Source organism: Ruegeria sp. SATB045, from assembly GCF_059613525.1.
Genome location: NZ_JBXWSR010000019.1, coordinates 112,236 through 131,915, shown reverse-complemented (window position 1 = coordinate 131,915; position 19,680 = coordinate 112,236). Strand labels below are relative to the sequence as shown.

The following is a 19,680-nucleotide window of genomic DNA, read 5'->3' as shown; positions in this document are numbered from 1 at the left end:
GTGTTTGCGTTGGTTGGGCCCAAAAATTGCATCGGAAATTCATCTTTAGCGTGTTAGCGGTCACTTGATCTGATGATCTTGGTTCCGTGAAATCTTCCGGGGGTTGGCACACTCAGATGTTGGCGCTAGCTTTGACATCAAGCGCTTCGACAAGGGGCGCAGATAAGGGAGAGATCATAATGAAAAAGATGCTGAGCGGTGCCGCTGTCGCCGCCCTGACCGTTGCCTTCGTATCCGAGGCCGCGGCAACCGAATGGAGCGCCTCGGTCTGGGGTAAACGCCGCGCCTTTACCGAGCACGTTGAAAAGCTGGCCGAGCTGGTCAGTGAAAAAACCGGCGGTGAATTCACCATCAATGTAAGTTACGGGGGCTTGTCCAAGCCGCGAGAGAATCTGGACGGCATTGAAATCGGCGCGTTCGAGATGGCGCAGTTCTGCGCGGGCTATCACCGGGACAAAAACCGCGCCATCACTGTGCTCGAACTCCCATTTCTGGGTGTAAGCAACCTTGAAGAAGAGGTTGCCGTTAGCCACGCGGTTTACGATCACCCGGCGGTGAAAGATGAGATGGCACAGTGGAATGCGCGTATCATCATGACCTCACCCATGCCACAGTATAATCTTGTCGGCACAGGTGACCCGCGCGACGAGCTGGCCGATTTTGACGGTATGCGTGTGCGCGCCACCGGCGGTCTGGGGCAGGCGTTTGAAGCGGTTGGGGGTGTCCCGACCTCGGTTCCTGCGACTGAGGCGTTCAATGCGATGGAATCGGGTGTTGTGGATACTGTGGCTTTCGCCCAGCACGCTCATCTGTCGTTCGGCACCATCAACGAGGCGGATTGGTGGACCGCGAACCTCAATCCCGGCACGGTGAACTGCCCGGTCGTGGTGAATATCGACGCTTATGAAGCGCTGCCTGCCGAGCACCGCGAGGCGCTGAACAGCTCGATTGATGAGGCGATTGACCATTACCTCGCCAACTATGGCGGCCTACTGGAGCAATGGGACAGCGTCCTGTCCGAGAAAGGCGTCGCCAAAGTTGAAATCGACGATGCCGTAATCGAGGAGTTCCGCACAAAAGCCGCGGATCCGATCCGCGAGCAGTGGATTGCGGATATGTCAGCACAGGGTCTGCCTGCGCAAGACCTCTATGATCTGGTTCAGGCAACGCTGAAGCAACAGCGCGGCGGTAACTGATCACTAAGTCCGGGTGCCTGTTCGGCGCCCGGACACCTATAAAGACAACAGGGGATCACCGGCATGGCAGGACAGGCCACGGTGCTTGAAGACGGCAGCCGTCTCAGCCGTCTGGATCATCATCTATTGCGATTGGAGAAGTTCCTAGCGCTCATCAGCGGGATTGCTGTCTTTGGGCTGATGGTTCTGGCGGTGGTATCCGTCAGTGGGCGCAATGCGTTAAACGCGCCTTTGCCGGGCTATGTGGATTGGATCGAACAAGCCATGCCGCTGATCGCGTTCCTTGGCATTTCCTTTGTCCAACGGGATGGAGGTCACATCCGAATGGATATCGTCATCTCACGCCTGCACGGGCGTGCGCTGTGGCTGTTCGAGCTGATCTCGGTCGTGTTGATCCTTGTGCTTATGCTGGCGCTGGTTTGGGGCAGCTGGTCCCATTTCGACCGCTCATTCGATTTCGGCGCACCGTTGTGGAGCCGCGACAGCTCAATCGACATTGGTATCCCGCTGTGGCCTGCGAAACTGTTGGCTCCGGTTGCGTTTTCGGTCCTGTGTCTGCGGCTGATCCTACAAATCTGGGGCTATGGTCGCGCTTTTGTATTGGGGCTGGAAAACCCCGTAGCTGTACCTCTGATACAGGATGTCGCCGCCCAGGCGGCTGCCGAGGCCGAGCAATTCGAAGGGCAGGACTAGATGGACACGATTGATATCGGCCTGTGGGTCACAGGCGGCCTTCTGGTTCTGGTCGTCACTGGAATGCGCGTGGCCTTTGCAGCAGGTTTGGCAGGTCTGGTTGGGTTGGTTTGGATTTTCTGGGCCAAGTTCGGCTATGACCCCGACCGCTTTGGCAAAGCACTGACCGTGGCGGTCAAAACGGCGGGGCAGGTGCCGCATTCCAAGGTTGCAGCCCATACGCTCAGCCTGATTCCGACCTTTATCTTGATCGGATATCTGGCTTATTACGCAGGCCTGACCCGCGCGCTGTTCGAAGCTGCCAAGCGCTGGGTCGCGTGGGTGCCGGGCGGGTTGGCGGTGTCCACCGTCTTCGCCACGGCTGGCTTTGCGGCAGTGTCGGGCGCTTCGGTCGCCACTTCTGCCGTGTTTGCGCGCATCGCCATCCCCGAGATGCTGAAGGTCGGCTACAACAAGCAATTCGCGGCAGGCGTCGTCGCTGCTGGCGGAACGCTGGCCTCGCTGATCCCGCCCTCTGCGATTCTGGTGATCTACGCGATCATCGTCGAACAGGATGTGGGGAAATTGCTGTTGGCGGGTTTCATTCCGGGCGCATTCTCGGCAGTCATATACGGCCTGTTGATTGTGGGTATCGCGGTTGTTTTCAAATCTGTCGGTCCGCCCGTAACCGGGTTCACCTGGAAACAGCGCTTTGCCGCTTTGCCCGGCGCGTTCCCCATCGTCGCCGTGATCCTCATCATCATCTGCTTCGTCTACAACCCGTTCGGAGATAAGGCTTGGGGCACCCCCACCGAAGGCGGCGCTATCGGAGCCTTCATCGTCTTCTGTTTTGCCCTGTTTCACGGAATGCGTTGGACTGAACTGAAATCCGCTCTGCTGGAAACAGCCAAACTGACGGCGATGATCTTCTCGATCATCTGGGGGGTTTTGATCTACGTGCGGTTCCTCGGTTTCGCTGATCTGCCCGGCGCATTCTCGCATTGGATCACATCGCTTGAGATGTCGCCCATGCTGATCCTAATCTGCATCCTGTTGGCCTATGCGGTTTTGGGAATGTTCATGGACGCCATAGGGATGCTTCTGTTGACCTTGCCGGTGGTTTACCCTGCGGTGATGGCCTTGAACGGGGGCGAGACAGTCAGCGCGGCTGACAGCGCTTTTGGTATGTCTGGTCCAATGTGCGCGATCTGGTTCGGGATACTGGTTGTAAAAATGGCAGAGTTCTGTCTGATCACGCCGCCCATTGGTCTCAACTGTTTTGTTGTCGCCGGAGTACGTCCAGATTTAAGCGTTCAGGATGTATTCAAGGGCGTGACACCGTTTTTTATCGCGGACGCAGTCACTATCGCGCTTCTGGTCGCGTTTCCCGGTATCGTGCTCTACTTACCATCGTTGGCGGGATAGAGAGCTCTTTGCGAGGCTCTGCCTCGCGCTTCGGGATATTTGCTGCCAGATGAAAATAGGATCCCTAGCTTCATCTGGCCAAAAATATCTCGGGGGAGTCGCCCGCAGGGCAGCGGGGGCAGCGCCCCCGGTTTAGCCGGCACGCATCAACATGCCGAACAGATCTCTGGGGTCGTCCGGGTCCGCCAACATGTCCAACGGTTCATAGAAATTCGTGCCTTCGATGGCAGTTTTGATAAACCGTAGCGCCGAGAAATCCTCGATTGCGAAGCCAACACTGTCAAACAGGGTAATCTGCCGGTCGTCTTTACGGCCTGTGGCTTGGCCTGTCATGACCTGCCACATCTCTGTCACGGGATGATCCGAGGCCAAGGCCTGTATTTCGCCTTCAACCCTTGTCTGCTCAGGATACTCGACAAAAATCTCGGAGCGGAGAAGGATGTCCCGGTGGAGTTCGGTTTTTCCGGGGCAATCTCCTCCGATTGCGTTTATGTGAACGCCGGGCCCAACCATGTTATCTGTCAGTATGGTCGCGTATTTCTTGTCTGCTGTGCAGGTCGTAATAATCTGCGCGCCTTCGATAGCATCCTCGGGCGTTTTGCAGAGAACAACAGTCAGTCCTGAATTCTTGAGGTTCGCGGCGCATTTTTCGGTGGCGTTGGCGTCAGTGTCGTACAGGCGAACGGTGTTGATGTTGCACATCGCCTTGAAGGCTAGGCATTGGAACTCGGATTGCGCACCGTTTCCAATCATGGCCATCGTTGTGGCGGATTTGGGGGCAAGGTAGCGACCCACAAGGGCCGACGTGGCCGCTGTTCGCAAGGCTGTCAGCAATGTCATTTCCGTCAGCAGGGTAGGGTACCCGGTGTAGACATCTGCCAGCAGTCCAAATGCTGTGACGGTCTGAAGGCCCTCAGATGTGTTTTTGGGATGGCCGTTGACGTATTTGAACCCATAAGCCTCGCCGTCGGAGGTGGGCATCAACTCAATAACCCCATGCGGAGAATGGGCGGGAATGCGCGGGGTCTTGTCGAAGCTTTCCCACCTTTTGAAATCAGCTTCGATCTGCGCCGCGATCTGAGTGATCATGTGTTTCACGCCGATGTGGTGCACCAGTCGCATCATGTTGTCGACAGATACAAATGGAACGAGGGCTTTATCGGACGGTTGGGTCATCAGAAACTCCGGGTCGGTCGGTCGAAGATGCGCCGCCCCAGAAGGGACGCGGCCAGATCGACCATCAATTTTGCAGTGCGGCCGCGCTCATCAAGAAACGGGTTGAGCTCGACCAGATCAAGCGAACAGACAAGGCCGCTTTCGTGCAGCAGCTCCATGACCAGATGCGCTTCGCGTTCGGTCGCTCCACCGGGTACGGTCGTTCCAACAGCTGGTGCGATGGAAGGGTCCAGAAAGTCGACGTCCAGTGACACGTGCAGCATCCCGTTTGCTGCGCGAACGCGTTCGAGAAAGGCCATAAGTGGTGCTTTGATGCCGTGTTCGTCGATGCTGCGCATGTCTGCCAACATGACGTGATCTTTTTCCAACTGGGCCCGTTCGGCAGGGTCGACCGAGCGCAGCCCAATCATGCCAACTCGGTCCGTCGGGACTGTCGCAGTGATCGGTGGGAAAGCCTCAAAACCCGATTGGCCGGTGAAATAGGCAACAGGTGTTCCATGCAGGTTGCCACTGTCGGTACTCTGCGGTGTGTGAAAATCGCTATGTGCGTCAAGCCACAGTACAAACAGGGGGCGGCCAAGCTTCTGTGCGTGTTCGGCCATACCAGAAACGGTCCCCATCGACAGGGCGTGATCTCCGCCCATGAATATCGGCATGCCCTTTTGCGCCGCCTCCTGAGCGGCCCGGTTCAATGCACGGGTCCAACCGATACATTCAGGCAGCGCGAATAGGTGCGAGTGTTCAGCCACATCCAATTGGTCGGGGACGACGTCGCCAATATCCTGTACAGCATGCCCAAGACTGTTGAGAGCGGTCTGCAACCCTGCGACCCGATAGGCGTCGGGGCCCATCCGACAGCCCTGCCGGCGTTTTCCCGAATCCATGGGGCTGCCAACCAGTATGATATTTGTGTTTTTCATGTGCTTATTTACGCAGTCATAGTGGGTTGCGAAAAGTCATAAAAATGCTCAAAAAGAACTTTGATATCTCGAAATGGGAAGTTGATATGGACGAACTGGACAATCGGTTGTTAAGTGCACTGCATCGCGATGCGCGCGCATCCTTGTCTGAACTTGCTGAAACGCTTGGGGTAACACGCACGACTGTTCGCAGTCGATTGCAGCGGCTCAAGCAATCGGGCGAGATCGTGGGTTTCACAGTCCTGACCCGACAGGATGTGGCCCAAAGTCCGGTTCGCGGGTTAATGATGCTTGAGATCGAGGGCCGCGGCACCGAGCGTACGATGGCCCGTATTTCAGCCATGCCCGAAGTGCGCGCCGTTCATTCAACCAACGGTAGCTGGGACCTCATAGCTGAGATCAGCACAGATACGTTGGCCGAGTTGGACGAAGTCCTGTTTCAAATCCGCCGGATGGAGGGGATCACCCGATCGGAAACCAATCTGCTTTTGTCCACACGTAAGGGCCGGATGTAAGAGCCGTAGTGCTTTGAGGTTCAACGAATTTGTGTAAAACTGCTACAGCACGCAAGCAACCAAAACCTCAAGAGCAGAGAACAGATATGACCGATCAGGATACCGGCCACGACCTCTGGGCTGTTCGTTTGGCTGAACGTGTGGCCGGGTTTCTGGAACGTCCCTGGATTAAAATCCTGGTCCCCGTTCTGGTTATGCTGGTGGCTTTGACTGTCCTGCACGAGTTGTCTTCGCACGTAAAATGGTCCGATGTGCAGTCGGACGTAGCTAACACTTCTTGGAAATTGATGTTTTTTGCGCTGTGCTGGACGATGGTCAGCTTCCTGTCGCTGTCGCTCTATGACGTGTTTGCTGTGCAAAGCGTAGCGGATGGCGAAGTGCCGTTGCCAGTGGCGGGAATGGCCGGGGCTTGCGGATACGCAGTGTCGAACTGCCTAGGGTTCTCTTATATTACAGGGACCGCGATCCGGTATCGGATTTATGCATCTTTGGGTCTGGATCTGAGCAGGGTTGCGGGGGTCATCGCGACCTCGTGGATCGCCTTCTGGTCAGGCATGGTGCTTCTTCTGGGCATCCTTTTGACACTGCATCCTGATGGGATATCCAAGGTTATTCCGATAAGTGACACAACCGAAACGGTGATCGGCCTGTGTATGCTTGCCGCATTGCTGGGTCTGTTCCTGTGGCTTGCCAATGGTGGGCGACGTCTGGCCTATGGGGGCGTAGGCTTCAACCTGCCCAACGGCAAATTGGCCAGTCTTCTGACGCTTGCTGCGCTGGGGGATTTGTTTGGTGCGTCGATGGTGCTTTATACGTTGATGCCCAGTGATCTGGGCGTCGGTTTTCCGTATTTTTTCACCATATTCATTGCGGCAATCGCAGTCGGGATTGTCAGCCACGCTCCCGGCGGTATCGGCGCGTTTGAGGCCACCATGATCGCGGGTTTGGGGGCCTCGGGTCGTTCGGATGTGATCGCCGCATTGCTGCTGTACCGTCTGGTTTACACGTTTCTGCCCTTCGTGATCGCCAGCCTCTCGATTGCGGTCGCCTCGGCTCTGAGCTACCGGCACCACATCACAGGTGCCGCCACGTGGGTGTATCGCGTTATCCGACCCATCGTTCCAATGGTCGCAGCCGGCGTTGCTGCGGTTGCAGGTGTCATTTTGCTGGTGTCTGGTGCTCTGCCAGCCAGCAGTGAGAACCTTGGGGTTTTGCGGGATGTCCTGCCGCTGTCATTTGTTGAGGCATCGCATCTGGTCGGTAGCGCGGTGGGCGTATTGCTTTTGCTGGTGTCGCGCGGCCTGTTCCGCAAGCTGTACCGCGCGTGGGTGGTTGCGATGTTGCTTATGGTGGCCGGCTTTGGGGCCTCGATTGCGAAAGGGTTGGATACGCATGAAGCGATCAGCATGTTGGCCACGATTGGGGTGCTGGCCATGTTCCGCGATGCCTTTTATCGGGTAAGCGGCGCGTCGATTTTTCGTTTGAATATTCCGTGGCTGGTCAGCGTCATGGCCCTGTTGGCCGTGATTTTCTGGATCGGTCTGTTTGCCTATTCCCATGTCGAATATCAGAATGCCCTATGGTGGGAATTCGCGTGGAACGGCGACGCCTCGCGGTTTTTGCGCTCTAGTCTTGTGGTGGCATTAATCCTTGGGGTCGTGGCCGTGACCTCTCTGTTCGGACGCGAAATTCCTGTGCCGGAACGCACCGAGATCCCCGCAGTTGTTGAACGGTTGGTGATGGAGAGCGAGGATACCGAGGCGCAGATTTCCCTGACCGGGGACAAGCAGTTCCTGATCGCCCCCGATGACAGCGCGTTTCTGGCCTATGCCGATACCGGCAACGCACTGATAACCAAGGGCGAGCCGGTGGGCGATGAAAAAGCCGGACAGCAACTGATCTGGCAGTTGCGCGAAATGGCCGACCGCGAGGGCAAGCTGTGCGCATTTTACAGTGTGTCCACGAAATACCTGCCGACCTTTCTGGACCTTGGCCTGTCGATCCTGAAAATAGGTGAGGTCGCGCGCGTCTCGCTCAAGGATTTCTCGCTGGATGGTAAATCGCGCAAACGGTTCCGGCAGGCGAAAAACCGAGCTGAGCGTGAGGGCTATGTCTTTGAGATCATTCGCAGGGAAGACCTTGCGCCGATTCTGCCAGAGCTGCGGAAAATCTCGGATGACTGGCTGGCCCAGAAGGCCGGAGAGGAGAAGGGGTTCGCGCTTGGCGGGTTCGATGACGACTATCTGTCCTATTTTGACCACGCCGTGCTGCGTGAAAGCGAAGGCGGGCCGATCGTGGCCTTCGCCAACCTGTTTCAGGGCGGCCATAAATCGGAGCTGTCGCTGGACCTGATGCGATATGAACCTGACAGCGCCAGCTTCGTCATGGACGCGCTATTTGCCGAGATGATGGCATGGGGTGCCGAGCAGGGGTTCCAGTGGTTCTCATTGGGCGCTGCACCGTTTTCAGGGATCGAGAACCGGCAACTGGCGGCATTCTGGAATCGCGTCGGTGGGTTTGTCTATGAACATGGTGAGCAATTCTATCACTTCGAAGGGTTGCGCAGTTTCAAACAGAAATTTGACCCGGAATGGAGCCCGAATTATCTGGCCAGCCCCGGTGGGCTGGCGGCTCCGCGCATCTTGTACGAAGTGAACATCCTGATCTCGGGCGGGTTGCGAGGGCTGACGAAATAGCCCTTAGTTCAGGCTGGCGCGCGTCGGGTCTTGTTCCAGCAGGTCGCCCCAATCGGTGCGATAGGCCATTTCAGCTAGTACCGTTTCAGGCAGGAATTCCTGAGTTTGCCGGATCTGCCAGCCGCCGCCCAGACCTTTGTAAACGGCGACCAGATTGCTGGACACCTGCTGGCGCGCCTCGATCAGATTGGCTTGCGAATTCAGCAATGCCGTCTGCGTGTTCAGGATGCGGGAATAATCCACGATGCCGTCCCGGTATTGGTCGACCGCAATCTCGGCCGCGCGGCGCGAGGCGGCGACGCTGTTTTCATAAAACTCTACCTGCTTGCGCGATTGGGTATAAGCGACCATGGCGCTTTCAACCTCGGAATAGGCGGTCAGTACGGTGTTCTGATAATTCGCGATCAACGCTTGATAGGCGGCGTCCTGCGCGCGGACATTGTTCTTGATCCGCCCATAGTTCAGCACGTTCCAGACCACGCCCGCATTGGCCAGTCCTGTGGAGCTGGCCGAGGTGAACAGGTCACGCCCACCGGACGCCTGCACGCCGATCGAGCCTGACAGGATAAATTGCGGATACAGGTCTGCGATCGCGATCCCAACCTGCGCCGATTGTGTGGCTGCGGCCAGTTCCGCTGCGCGCACATCGGGACGGCGGCGTAGCAGTTCGGCCGGAACACCTACGGCGACGTTTGACCGGGCCGAGGGTATACGCCCGGAATTGCCCAACAGACTGGTCATACGCGACGGTGTCGTGCCCAGCAGAACCGCCAGCGCATTCTTGGTCTGTTGCAGATCGCTTTCCAGCGCGGGCACCAGCGCCTTGGTGTTGTTCAAAAGGGCCGTGGATTCCTGGACGTCCAATTCGGTCGTGACGCCATTGTTGAAGCGCAACTGGGTCAGGTCGGCCGATTCCTGTTGAAGCTGGATATTGTCCCGTGCGACCGCCAACGACTCCTGCAGGGCGCGAATATTGACATAGAGCGCGGCCACATCGCCCGTCAGCGTCACCAGCGCATCATCGTAATTGGCCACCTGCAACGCAAGATTGGACCGCGCCGCCTGCACGCCGCGCCGTTGCTGGCCCCAGACGTCCAGTTCCCACTGCGCGTCAAACCCGGCTTGCGATGTTGAAAATTCGGTGTCCAGCGGGATGATCTCGCGAATATCGGCAATCGGGCCGAGGTTTTCGCTGACCTGGCGCCGCTCGATCGAGGCGCCGATGGCTTGTGATTGCGGGTACAACTCGCCAAATGCGATGCCCAACTGCGCTCGGGCTTGCAACACGCGAGCCCCGGCAACCTGCAGGTCGAGGTTTTGGGCATAGGCCTCGTTGATCAACCTGTTGAGAGTGGGGTCATTGAATGTCTCCCACCATTTGACCACGGGCGCGCTGCGCGAGGTCAAACCGCTGGGGCCGACACTGGGGCTGTTAACCTCGATCCATTCCTTCACGACCGGAGAGTTCGGGCGCACAAAATCCGGCCCCACCGGTGCGCATCCGACCAAAAGGGCGGCGCATAGCGCGGTGCCCATCATCTGGCGGGTCAGGCGGGTTCGTTTCATGCGCTATGTCCTCAGATATCCAGCGGGCGAATGAAGTTCGCAAATGAGTATAGGCGAATGTTGATGCGTCGCAGGAACTCAAAGCTTTTGCCCTGACCGGTATAGATCGCGACCGCCGCGTGGCCGCCTGCGGGGAAGGTGTGACCATCAGGAATATCGACCGAGATTTGCACCGCAATGCGGCCCGGCAGCTTGGGCAGCTCAAAGCCGGGCAGGCGGCCCGAAGGTAGGTATTGCCCCTGACGAGTGGCCCACCAGATCGCCTCGACCTTGCCGGTGAGGACTTCACCGGGATAAAGGTCCAGTGCCACCTCAACCTCTTGCCCCGGTTCAACGAATTTCAGGTTCTGTTGGCGGTAAGTGGCCAAGATATAAGGATTATCCGTGGTGACGAAACTGGCAATAGCGCCCAGCCGGATTTCCCCCACAACCATGCCAGGACGTGCCTGCTGCGAGACGATCATGCCGTCTTCAGGGGCGTAAATCGTCGTGTTGTCCAAGAAATACTGCGCTTTGTCCAGCTGCGCTTGCGCTTGCAGAATGCCTGTGTTGACCCCGTTAATTTGGGAATCCAGCGCCAGTTGGGCTTTTTCCAGATTGGCCTCGGCCTCTTTGATCTGGGCCTGATCCTCGGTCACCTGTTCATTCCAGCGGTCCAGCTCATCCTGCCGTGCGCCACCTGCGGGCACCAGGTTTTCATAGCGGGTCTGCTGCGTCAGTGCATAAGCCAGCTGCGCGTTTGCGCGCTCGACATTTTCGGCGGCGACGATCACGTCCTGTTCCAAAATTTTCGCGTTTTGCTGGGCAGCGACCAACTGCGCTTTGGCTTCATCGACCTCAAGCGAAAAGACAGTATCGTCAAAGCGATAGAGTGGATCGCCTTTTTTGACCTGCGTATTCGGCTCGACCAGTACCTCGGTCAGGATGGTCGGTTGCGTCAGGCGGGGGACGATCTGAATGGTCGAGCGGATCACATGGCTGTCGATGGAAAACGGCTGAAAGAACCGCAGGGCCACCAGAAAGATCAACAGCAGATGCGCCCCTACCCAGAACGAGACGATACCCCAGGCGATATTGAATTTGAGCCATTGCAGTTTGAAAAAGATCAGCCAAACAAAAATGAGGTAAAAAAGCGTAATGCCCAGGGCGACAAACATAGTGTGAGAGTTCCTTTGGCCTTAGCTTTTCTGACTGTCTTCAGGATCCAGCATGTCGCGGTATTCTTCGGTCAGAGTTCCGCCTAACCGTTTGATTTCCTTGCGCACCGCATCGCGTTCGTCGTCGGGCATACGGCGGATATCGACAGTGGTGCCATCGTGGAAGGCCCAGATAAACGCGTGAACCCAAGGCACGATCGCCAGAAACCCCATCCACCCCATGATCTTAACGGCCTCGGCATGGGGGTGGTTGCGCTTGATAGCAATGCGCCCTGGCAGTCCCATGATGAACAAAAACAGTGCCATCACTGCAGCCAGCAGCAAAATGAGCGCGACAAATGTCAGGTAGTCATAGTAGCCTAGTGGCTGCCCCAATAATCCCATGCTCGTGCCTCCTTATGGGAAGGTTGACCCATCCTCATTTGTTAGCATCCACTTCGTCAATCAATTTATAGCTTGTCGGAGGGTCAGCGCAGATACCGGGACCACATTCCAGCAGGGCCGACACTGTGTTTAGAGCTCCGAGGCCCAATAGGGTAAAGAACGCGACTTTTGCCAGTATATTGCCGCCAAATCGGGGTTGCTCATTTGAAACGTCGGTGTATTGGCGCGAAAACAACAGCATAATGGCGGTTCCCAGCAGGATCAGGAAAAAGCAGATCGCGGCCCAGGTGTAGTAGTGATAGCCGAGAACCGGCGACCCGTAATGGCCGGTTCCCGGTACGATGTGCAGAAAGATCTGTCGGATCGAAACACTGATCCCAAACAGCGCCGAGATCAGCATTAGCGCATAATGTTGCGGTTGCGCGCCGTGTATCAGGTTTAGCGCTAATCCGACCCCGACCGCCATGAAACCCACGCGCTGCAACAGGCATAAAGGGCAGGGCAGTTCGTACAAGGCTAACTGATAAACGAAAGCCAGCAACAGTATCAGGCTAACCGCTAGGGCCCCAATCGCGTTTAGGCTGCGAGACAGTTCGGGTGTCACTGCCGTCTCCTAAAGCTGAATGGTCAGTTGACTGGTCGCGTGATAACGGAACCAGTAGACGCTCAGCGCCAGGGTTACGAAAAAAACCGCGTTGGCAGCCTTTTTCATCCGATAGTAGATCAGCCCTATAGCTGTTGTAAGCAGCGCGAATAGTAGTGCGATCATGTCTCGCACCTCTCTAATCATAAGAATTGCAATATGTTTAAATATTGTCAGCTTAGCTCGCGTCTGGCAAGAACTTGACGGTCAAAGTTCGCCTAAAGTGGAGGTCAGGTGCAGATTTCCAATCGCGTGCCCCAGTCAGCGCATTTCTGGACCAAACTGCGTTGTAGCTGAGCATCGGTATAGAAGACATCCACATCAGACAGGGATGCGATGCGCGCTGGTGCTGAGCGCTGGAATTTCGAACTGTCTGCCGCAAGCATGACATGCCGCGCCTGTGCTATGATCGTTTGACTGACATGGACCTCTTGAAAGTCGAAATCCAGCAAGTCGCCCTCGGCGTCCAGCGCAGAGCAACTGATCACAGCGTAGTCAAATTTGAATTGCCCGATCGTGGAGGTCGTAAGGTTGCCAATCAGCCCTCCGTCCGACCGGCGCAGCACGCCACCTGCAACCACGATCTGACAGTGCGGGTTTTCGACAAGTATGTTTGCCACGTTCATGTTGTTCGTCACCACCATGAGGTCTTTGTGAGACAAAAGTTGGCGCGCGACCGCCTCGGTCGAGGTTCCGATGTTCATGAATACCGATGCACCGTCTGGAATGTCGCGCGCGCAGGCCTGCGCGATCCGGATCTTGATCTCGGCATTTAGGGCGCGTCGATCCTCGTAGCCGATGTTTGACACGCCGGACCGTAACACGGCACCACCGTGAACGCGGTCCAGTTTTCCCATGTCCGCAAGATCGGACAGGTCACGTCGGATGGTCTGAACAGTAACCTCAAAACGCGCGGCAAGGTCTTCAACCGCGACACGGCCATCTTGCTTGGCGATTTCCAGAATATCGGATTGTCGAAATGAAAGGGACACGTGATCCTCCGGTTGGAATGCTTTTTCGGTTTTCTTCTCTTTTTGAAAAATATCAACCTTTGAAACAGGTGAACGTACAATTTGTACAGAAATGCGACAAATAGGAGCGAGCTAAAACGAACATAAACGAAAAATATCGTTGACGACCCAAGGTCCCACCGGGTTAATGGCGGCAGATTTTCAACATCGGGACTCACCGGGTATGACAGTGCAAACAGACGATGTGGCCGATCTTTTCATTATCGGCGGAGGGATCAACGGTTGTGGCATTGCCCGCGACGCGGCCGGGCGCGGATTGTCGGTTACCTTGGCCGAGATGAACGATCTGGCGTCGGCCACCTCGTCGGCCTCGACCAAGCTGTTTCATGGTGGTTTGCGATATTTGGAGTACTTCGAATTCCGCCTTGTACGCGAGGCACTGATTGAACGCGAAACACTGCTGCGCGCGATGCCGCATATCAGTTGGCCGATGCGCTTCGTCCTGCCGTATCACGAGGACATGCGGTTCGATTCGGATACGCCGACTTCGAGGCTGTTAAGCACCGTAATGCCATGGATGCGGGGGCGTCGTCCGGCCTGGCTGATCCGGCTAGGCTTGTTCATGTATGATCACCTTGGAGGGCGCAAGATATTGCCCGGTACCTCCTCATTGGATCTGCGATCTGCGCCTGAAGGTGCCCCGCTGAAAAACAAGTTTGAAACGGCCTATGAATACTCGGACTGCTGGATCGAAGATTCCCGGCTGGTTGTATTGAACGCCCGCGACGCCGAAGCCCGAGGTGCAAATATCATGGTGCGGACCGAGGTTCTTTCGGCCGAACGTGTTGCGGACCTTTGGCACGTCACGATCCGCGAAACAGGGACCGATGAAACCCGCGTCGTCCGCGCGAAGATGTTGATCAATGCGGGTGGGCCGTGGGTCGGGGATATCATACAGACCAAGATACGTGTGAACTCTCGCGAGGGGGTTCGTCTGGTCCGAGGTAGTCATATTGTAACGCGCAGGCTGTTTGACCACGATAAATGTTACTTCTTTCAGGGCGAAGATGGCCGCATCATCTTTGCCATACCGTATGAGAGGGATTTTACCCTGATTGGAACCACTGATCAGGACCACCCCAATCCATCAGAGCCGCCAGTCTGCACCGAGGTCGAGCAAGAATACCTCTGCACCTTCGCGACGAAGTATTTCGAGCAGCCGATCACGCGTGACGACATCGTCTGGACCTATTCCGGCGTGCGGCCATTGTATGACGATGGGGCCAGCAGCGCCACTGCTGCGACCCGTGATTATACGCTTAAGGTCGATGCGACAGGTGGTGCCCCGGTTTTGAACGTGTTCGGGGGAAAAATCACCACCTATCGACGGCTGGCTGAAAGCGCGATGGAGAAGGTGGCAGAGCATTTCTCTGATCTGCCGGGGCCATGGACGGCTGGTGTGTCCCTGCCAGGAGGTGACTTTCCCGTTAATGGTGTGCAGGATGTGATAGCAGGTTTGGAAGCTGATTATGCCTTTCTAGACAGGGCATGGGCAGAACGCTTGGTTCGCGCGTATGGCACTGAGGCTCGTACAATTCTGGGTGACGCGCAAATCGCCGAGGATTTGGGAGAAGATTTCGGCGCGAATCTGACCTCGAAAGAGCTGGAGTGGCTGGTCGAGAAGGAATACGCGCGCAGCGCCGAAGACATCGTTTGGCGGCGCAATAAACTGGGCCTAAGACTGACGCAGGATCAGATCGCCCATATCCAAGACTGGATCGAAAACCGCTAGAAAAAAAGCCCCGCTCAAATGGCGGGGCTTTTGGGTTCAGGCGGTTTCCTCAGCGGGGCCAGGATCATCCTTGGTGCCCTTTAACCATTCTCGCAAGCCTTGCAGCAGGGCGTAGAGAACTGGAACGAGGATCACGCCGATCAGGGTAGCGGCCAGCATTCCGCCGAACACAGCCACACCAATCGCTTTCTGGCTGGCTGCACCTGCTCCGTTAGCGGCCAAGAGTGGAACGACCCCCAAAAGGAAAGACAGCGCTGTCATCATCACCGCGCGGAAACGCTGATGCGCAGCTTCAGCGGCGGCTTCTTTGACTGATAGTCCTTTGGCGCGCTGTTCCATCGCGAATTCCACGATGAGGATGCCGTTCTTAGACGCCAGCCCCACAAGCATGATCATCCCGATCTGCGTATATAGGTTGATGTCGCTGCCAACGATAGCCACGGCAGCAACCGCTCCGAAAAGCGCGACAATCACAGACAGCAGAATGGAAACTGGAAGCGACCAGCTTTCGTATTGTCCGACAAGGAACAGGTATCCGAACAAGATCGCCAGTCCAAGGATCACGATCACCAGACCGCCCGAGGCCAGCTGCTGCTGGGCCGTACCGGTCCATTCAAACGCGTATCCGGGGGGCAGGGCGCTCGCAGATTCTTCGGTCATGACAGAGATGGCGTCGCCGGTCGATAGCCCCTCGGCCGGGACAGCCGTGACCGTGGCCGAACGGAACAAGTTGTGACGTTTCAGCAAAACCGGGCCCAGTACGTTTTCAACGTCGATCAGAGTGCCCAGAGGAACCATTTCGCCTTTTTGCGACCGCACATACAGGTTCGAGATATCGTCGACATTGTCCCGATACGTCCCATCGGCTTGGATCATCACACGATACACCCGTCCGAACAGGTTGAAGTCATTGACGTAGTAGGATCCCAATTGTGCTTGCATGGTCTGGAACACTTCGGCGACTGACACTTGCAGTGTCTTAGCCTTTTCACGGTCCAGATCGACGAACAGCTGCGGCACGTTCGCCCGGAAGGTCGTGTAGGCTTGCCCAATCTCGGGGCGCTGGTTCGCGGCATAGACAAACGATCCAACGGCCGAGGCCAAGTCCTGTGGGGTACCCCCACCGGTTTGCTGGACTTCCATCTCGACCCCGGCCGAGTTGCCAAGGCCCTGAATGGGGGGCGGGTTAAAGGCCACTATGGATGCAGCGGTCTCGCCATATGCAATGGCCAAAACCTTTTCCAGAATGGCATTTGCGCTCAGGTCGTCTTCCTGACGCTCGTCCCAGTTGTCGAGGTTCACAAAGATCGCGGCACCGTTGGTCGACGTCCCATTCAGGATAGAGAAGCCGTTAATCAGAACCGTGTTGGCCACACCCGGAATTTCCCGGATTTGGTCATCCACGCGCTTGGTGACAACTTCGGTACGTTCCAGAGTTGCCGCATCGGGCAATTGCACATCGACGAACAAGTAGCCGTTATCTTCAAGCGGCAGGAACCCGCTGGAGGTTTTGGACATGATTGTCCCGGTCCCCATCGCCAAAGCTACGATGATCCCCAGCGCAACAATCGGCAGGATCAGTAACCGGCGCACGATGGCGACATAGCCTGAACGCACTGAACCGATGAACCGCTCGAACACAGCCAGCAACCCTGTCGGTGGACCAGATCGTGCGCGCAGCACAAGACCACAAAGCGCGGGCGACAGCGTCAATGCGTTGATCGATGAGATCACAACCGCGGTCGAGATCGTCACGGCGAACTGCGAGTAGAGCCGCCCCGAGATGCCGGGCATGAAGGTCACGGGGACGAAAACCGCCAAAAGAACCAGCGTTGTCGCGATGACGGGACCGGTGATCTGGCCCATCGCCTTGCGGGTCGCCTCGGCCGGAGGCAGGCCTTCTTCTGCGATGATACGCTCGACGTTTTCGACCACCACAATGGCGTCATCGACCACGATCCCGATGGCCAAAACCAAGGCGAACAGCGAAATCGTGTTCAGGGACATTCCAAATAGGAGTAAGAAGGCAAAGGTCCCGATCAAAGACACGGGGATTGCGACCGCTGGAATGATGGTTGCTCGCCAACTGCCAAGAAAGACAAACACCACCGAGATCACCAAAATGAATGTCAGGATCAGGGTGGAAACCACATCGTTCAGCGATTGTTCAACAAAGTCGGTGGTATTGAACGGCACAGCATATTCTACATCTGTCGGGAATGACCGAGACAGCCGGTCAAGTTCAGCCTGCACCCGTTCCGAAACAGCCAGCGCATTTGCGCCCGGCGCCTGATATATGCCGATGACCGTCGCAGGTACGCTTTGGAAATAGCCCGAAGCGGCGTAGTACTGTGCCCCAAGCTCGACCCGGGCGATGTCTTTGACACGCACGATGGCGCCTGCATCTCCGGTGCGAATGACAATCTCACCGAATTCGTTGGCGGATGTCAGGCGTCCCTTGGTTTTGATGGTATATTGAAACGTTTGCCCTTCAGGCACCGGAGGTGCGCCGATTGAGCCTGCCGAAACCTCGACGTTTTGTTCACGAATGGCGCTGATCACATCGCCGGGTGTGATGGACAGGCCGGCCATTTTGTCAGGGTCCATCCAGATCCGCATCGCGTATTCCAGATTGGTCAGAACATCCGCCTTACCGACCCCCTGAACCCGCGCCAGCGCGTCTTTGAGATTGATTGAGGCATAGTTGGAGAGGAAAACACTGTCATATGTCCCGTTTGGCGACGTTAGCGTCACCAACAGCAGCATATTGGTGGATGCTTTTTGGGTCACCACACCGGACGCGGTCACTTCCGTCGGCAACGACGACATCGCTTGCGCCACGCGGTTCTGCACGTTGACAGATGCGATATCGGGGTCGGTGCCGACCTCGAACGTGACATTCAACGAGTAGGAGCCGTTATCCGATGAAGTCGACGTCATATAGATCATGTCGTCCACACCATTGACCTGAGCCTCGATCGGCGCGGCGACGGTGTTTTCTACGGTTTCGGCATTGGCGCCGGTGTACGTGGTCGAAACGCTGACGACGGGCGGTGTGATGTCAGGAAATTGCGCAACCGGCAGAACCAGATAGCCGATACCGCCCATGATGGTCAGCACCAACGAAATAACAAGTGCCAGCTTGGGCCGGCTAATGAACAGGGCAGAGAACATTCTTTATTCTCCCGGCTGCTGAGAGGCGACTACAGCATCTACAGCCACGCCGGGACGCACCCGCTGGAGGCCCTCAACGATCACGCTTTCGCCTTCACGCAGACCATCCTTTACAATGATCGCTGTCTCTACGGTCGTGCCTGTGGTGATGTAGCGCTGTTCAACCATCTGCTGGTCATTCACCACCAGAACAAAGTCACCACGCTGATCGCGCTGCAAAGCGGCTTGCGGGATCAACACCTCAGTCGTTGGTTTCAATGCCTCGATCTGTACGCTTAAGAATGCACCATCGACGATCAGACGCTTGGCGTTGTCGAATTGAGCGCGCACCCTGATCGCCCCGGTCAGCGGGTCTATTCGGTTGTCGACAAAGACGATTGTACCTTCCTCATCCAGTTCGGTCCCGTTGGGCAGGACAACTTTCACCACTGGGCTTTTATTGCTTTCCGCAAGCGAGGCGGCGTTTTCACCCACCGCTTGCAGAACCGACGTGAATTCCTTTTCGTTCAGCGAAAAATTCACATAGATCGGGGCTTCGCTGACGATATTCACTAGCGGCGGGTTATTCGGCCCAACAACATCCCCGACACTTGTCGTAGCGCGACCGATACGTCCGTCAAAGGGAGCGTGGATTTCCGTATAGCTGAGATCAAGTTTGGCTTGTTTAATCGCGGCCTGCGCGGACTTGACCTCGGCTTCGGCCACCAGTTCGTTGGCGCGGGCAATGTCGCGTTCAGATTCCGGGGTCGCGTCACGCTCGTACAATTCCTGTTTACGTGCGAGCTCCACCTTGGCCAGTTCCAGATTGGCCTGCGCCCGGTCCAGATCGGCATTTCTGGCATCCAATGTCGCTTGGTAAAGGTCGGGTTCAATAGTGAACAGCAGATCGCCTTCGTTTACCAAAGCCCCGTCTTCGACGTTCTGGCTGTCCAGAAAACCACCGACGCGAGCAACAATATCGGCTTTGTCCAGCGCCTCGGCGCGGCCGATAAACGTCGCTTCTTCGGTTATCTCCTGAGTGTAGGCCGCAGCAATAGAAACCTTGGGCGGCGGGGCTTCGCTTTGGTCTTGCGCCGTGGCTGTTGATGCCACCCCGATCAAAGCCGCCGCGGTCGCGCGCCGCACGAAAGCCGGCATCACGCTGGATAGGCAGAGTCTGGAAATCGTCTGTGAAAGGGGCATTGCAATCGCCTCACTGAAGTAAAACTGTACGCGCCTCGGCACTTGCAGGGCGGCCGAGTCGACTAAACTCTCTGTGAGGATGGCGGTTTTAAGTTGATTTCTCAAGCATGTTGAACGCTGCGACCCGGCTTTTGGTTGCGGAAATTATGCTGATGATCCTTATATTTACTCACTGATGCGCTGAATTGAGGCGACCCTAAACGAAAAAGGG

At 56.6% G+C, this 19,680-nt stretch carries 16 protein-coding genes; 6 read left to right on the top strand and 10 right to left on the bottom strand.

Annotated elements, in window-relative coordinates; all coding sequences use genetic code 11:
• Positions 1-179 precede the first annotated feature (179 nt).
• The 3 genes from dctP to AC2FNR_RS06075 all read left to right on the top strand — a co-directional run bounded on the left by dctP (position 180) and on the right by AC2FNR_RS06075 (position 3,293).
• Positions 180-1,196 (top strand): TRAP transporter substrate-binding protein DctP, encoded by a 1,017-nt coding sequence (gene dctP, locus AC2FNR_RS06085; RefSeq protein WP_170352915.1) that lies wholly within the window; start codon positions 180-182, stop codon positions 1,194-1,196.
• 63 nt (positions 1,197-1,259) lie between these two features.
• Positions 1,260-1,889 (top strand): TRAP transporter small permease, encoded by a 630-nt coding sequence (locus tag AC2FNR_RS06080; RefSeq protein ID WP_496848413.1) that lies wholly within the window; start codon positions 1,260-1,262, stop codon positions 1,887-1,889.
• Positions 1,890-3,293 (top strand): TRAP transporter large permease, encoded by a 1,404-nt coding sequence (locus AC2FNR_RS06075; protein ID WP_496848412.1) that lies wholly within the window; start codon positions 1,890-1,892, stop codon positions 3,291-3,293.
• 132 nt (positions 3,294-3,425) lie between these two features.
• On the opposite strand, the gene ocd is transcribed toward AC2FNR_RS06075, so the two are convergent.
• Positions 3,426-4,469 carry an ornithine cyclodeaminase gene (ocd, locus tag AC2FNR_RS06070; RefSeq protein ID WP_496848411.1) on the bottom strand — a complete coding sequence of 348 codons (1,044 nt, stop codon included), beginning with the start codon at positions 4,467-4,469 and terminating at the stop codon, positions 3,426-3,428.
• Positions 4,469-5,389: an arginase gene (gene rocF, locus AC2FNR_RS06065; RefSeq protein ID WP_480867433.1), complete on the bottom strand. Its 921-nt coding sequence runs from the start codon at positions 5,387-5,389 to the stop codon at positions 4,469-4,471. The genes ocd and rocF overlap by 1 nt, the downstream gene beginning before the upstream one ends.
• 86 nt (positions 5,390-5,475) lie before the next feature.
• On the opposite strand from rocF, the gene AC2FNR_RS06060 reads away from it, so the two are divergent.
• Together AC2FNR_RS06060 and mprF are read left to right on the top strand one after the other, a co-directional pair.
• On the top strand, positions 5,476-5,904 hold the full coding sequence (locus AC2FNR_RS06060; protein WP_170751380.1) for an Lrp/AsnC family transcriptional regulator: 429 nt from the start codon (positions 5,476-5,478) through the stop codon (positions 5,902-5,904).
• 86 nt (positions 5,905-5,990) lie between these two features.
• Positions 5,991-8,600 carry a bifunctional lysylphosphatidylglycerol flippase/synthetase MprF gene (gene mprF, locus AC2FNR_RS06055; protein ID WP_496848410.1) on the top strand — a complete coding sequence of 870 codons (2,610 nt, stop codon included), beginning with the start codon at positions 5,991-5,993 and terminating at the stop codon, positions 8,598-8,600.
• A 3-nt stretch (positions 8,601-8,603) separates the two neighbouring features.
• Here mprF and AC2FNR_RS06050 read toward each other — a convergent pair whose 3' ends face one another.
• From AC2FNR_RS06050 to AC2FNR_RS06025, 6 genes are all read right to left on the bottom strand, one after another.
• Positions 8,604-10,166 (bottom strand): efflux transporter outer membrane subunit, encoded by a 1,563-nt coding sequence (locus AC2FNR_RS06050; RefSeq protein ID WP_496848409.1) that lies wholly within the window; start codon positions 10,164-10,166, stop codon positions 8,604-8,606.
• A gap of 11 nt (positions 10,167-10,177) precedes the next feature.
• Complete coding sequence (locus AC2FNR_RS06045) at positions 10,178-11,323, bottom strand: HlyD family secretion protein (protein WP_496848408.1); 1,146 nt, start codon at positions 11,321-11,323, stop codon at positions 10,178-10,180.
• Between the two features lie 21 nt (positions 11,324-11,344).
• Positions 11,345-11,707: a DUF3302 domain-containing protein gene (locus tag AC2FNR_RS06040; protein ID WP_496848407.1), complete on the bottom strand. Its 363-nt coding sequence runs from the start codon at positions 11,705-11,707 to the stop codon at positions 11,345-11,347.
• A 34-nt stretch (positions 11,708-11,741) separates the two neighbouring features.
• Positions 11,742-12,311 carry a disulfide bond formation protein B gene (locus tag AC2FNR_RS06035; RefSeq protein WP_480867440.1) on the bottom strand — a complete coding sequence of 190 codons (570 nt, stop codon included), beginning with the start codon at positions 12,309-12,311 and terminating at the stop codon, positions 11,742-11,744.
• A 9-nt stretch (positions 12,312-12,320) separates the two neighbouring features.
• Positions 12,321-12,476: a DUF5993 family protein gene (locus AC2FNR_RS06030; protein ID WP_170352935.1), complete on the bottom strand. Its 156-nt coding sequence runs from the start codon at positions 12,474-12,476 to the stop codon at positions 12,321-12,323.
• A 104-nt stretch (positions 12,477-12,580) separates the two neighbouring features.
• Positions 12,581-13,342: a DeoR/GlpR family DNA-binding transcription regulator gene (locus tag AC2FNR_RS06025; RefSeq protein ID WP_496848406.1), complete on the bottom strand. Its 762-nt coding sequence runs from the start codon at positions 13,340-13,342 to the stop codon at positions 12,581-12,583.
• A 202-nt stretch (positions 13,343-13,544) separates the two neighbouring features.
• Between AC2FNR_RS06025 and glpD the strand changes: the two genes are divergently transcribed.
• Positions 13,545-15,113: a glycerol-3-phosphate dehydrogenase gene (gene glpD / locus AC2FNR_RS06020; protein ID WP_496848405.1), complete on the top strand. Its 1,569-nt coding sequence runs from the start codon at positions 13,545-13,547 to the stop codon at positions 15,111-15,113.
• 36 nt (positions 15,114-15,149) lie between these two features.
• On the opposite strand, the gene AC2FNR_RS06015 is transcribed toward glpD, so the two are convergent.
• Entirely contained in the window at positions 15,150-18,287 is a 3,138-nt protein-coding gene (locus AC2FNR_RS06015) for an efflux RND transporter permease subunit (protein WP_170352941.1), read from the bottom strand.
• Positions 18,288-18,290: 3 nt separating this feature from the next.
• Positions 18,291-19,469, bottom strand: a complete 1,179-nt coding sequence (locus AC2FNR_RS06010; RefSeq protein ID WP_496848404.1) for an efflux RND transporter periplasmic adaptor subunit — start codon at positions 19,467-19,469, stop codon at positions 18,291-18,293.
• Between the last annotated feature and the right edge of the window lie 211 nt (positions 19,470-19,680).

Bases quoted from the DNA above. Each gene is read 5' to 3' on its own strand.
- dctP (WP_170352915.1), top strand. From the start codon at position 180: ATGAAAAAGATGCTGAGCGGTGCCGCTGTCGCCGCCCTGACCGTTGCC.
- AC2FNR_RS06080 (WP_496848413.1), top strand. From the start codon at position 1,260: ATGGCAGGACAGGCCACGGTGCTTGAAGACGGCAGCCGTCTCAGCCGT.
- AC2FNR_RS06075 (WP_496848412.1), top strand. From the start codon at position 1,890: ATGGACACGATTGATATCGGCCTGTGGGTCACAGGCGGCCTTCTGGTT.
- ocd (WP_496848411.1), bottom strand. From the start codon at position 4,469: ATGACCCAACCGTCCGATAAAGCCCTCGTTCCATTTGTATCTGTCGAC.
- rocF (WP_480867433.1), bottom strand. From the start codon at position 5,389: ATGAAAAACACAAATATCATACTGGTTGGCAGCCCCATGGATTCGGGA.
- AC2FNR_RS06060 (WP_170751380.1), top strand. From the start codon at position 5,476: ATGGACGAACTGGACAATCGGTTGTTAAGTGCACTGCATCGCGATGCG.
- mprF (WP_496848410.1), top strand. From the start codon at position 5,991: ATGACCGATCAGGATACCGGCCACGACCTCTGGGCTGTTCGTTTGGCT.
- AC2FNR_RS06050 (WP_496848409.1), bottom strand. From the start codon at position 10,166: ATGAAACGAACCCGCCTGACCCGCCAGATGATGGGCACCGCGCTATGC.
- AC2FNR_RS06045 (WP_496848408.1), bottom strand. From the start codon at position 11,323: ATGTTTGTCGCCCTGGGCATTACGCTTTTTTACCTCATTTTTGTTTGG.
- AC2FNR_RS06040 (WP_496848407.1), bottom strand. From the start codon at position 11,707: ATGGGATTATTGGGGCAGCCACTAGGCTACTATGACTACCTGACATTT.
- AC2FNR_RS06030 (WP_170352935.1), bottom strand. From the start codon at position 12,476: ATGATCGCACTACTATTCGCGCTGCTTACAACAGCTATAGGGCTGATC.
- glpD (WP_496848405.1), top strand. From the start codon at position 13,545: ATGACAGTGCAAACAGACGATGTGGCCGATCTTTTCATTATCGGCGGA.
- AC2FNR_RS06015 (WP_170352941.1), bottom strand. From the start codon at position 18,287: ATGTTCTCTGCCCTGTTCATTAGCCGGCCCAAGCTGGCACTTGTTATT.
- AC2FNR_RS06010 (WP_496848404.1), bottom strand. From the start codon at position 19,469: ATGCCCCTTTCACAGACGATTTCCAGACTCTGCCTATCCAGCGTGATG.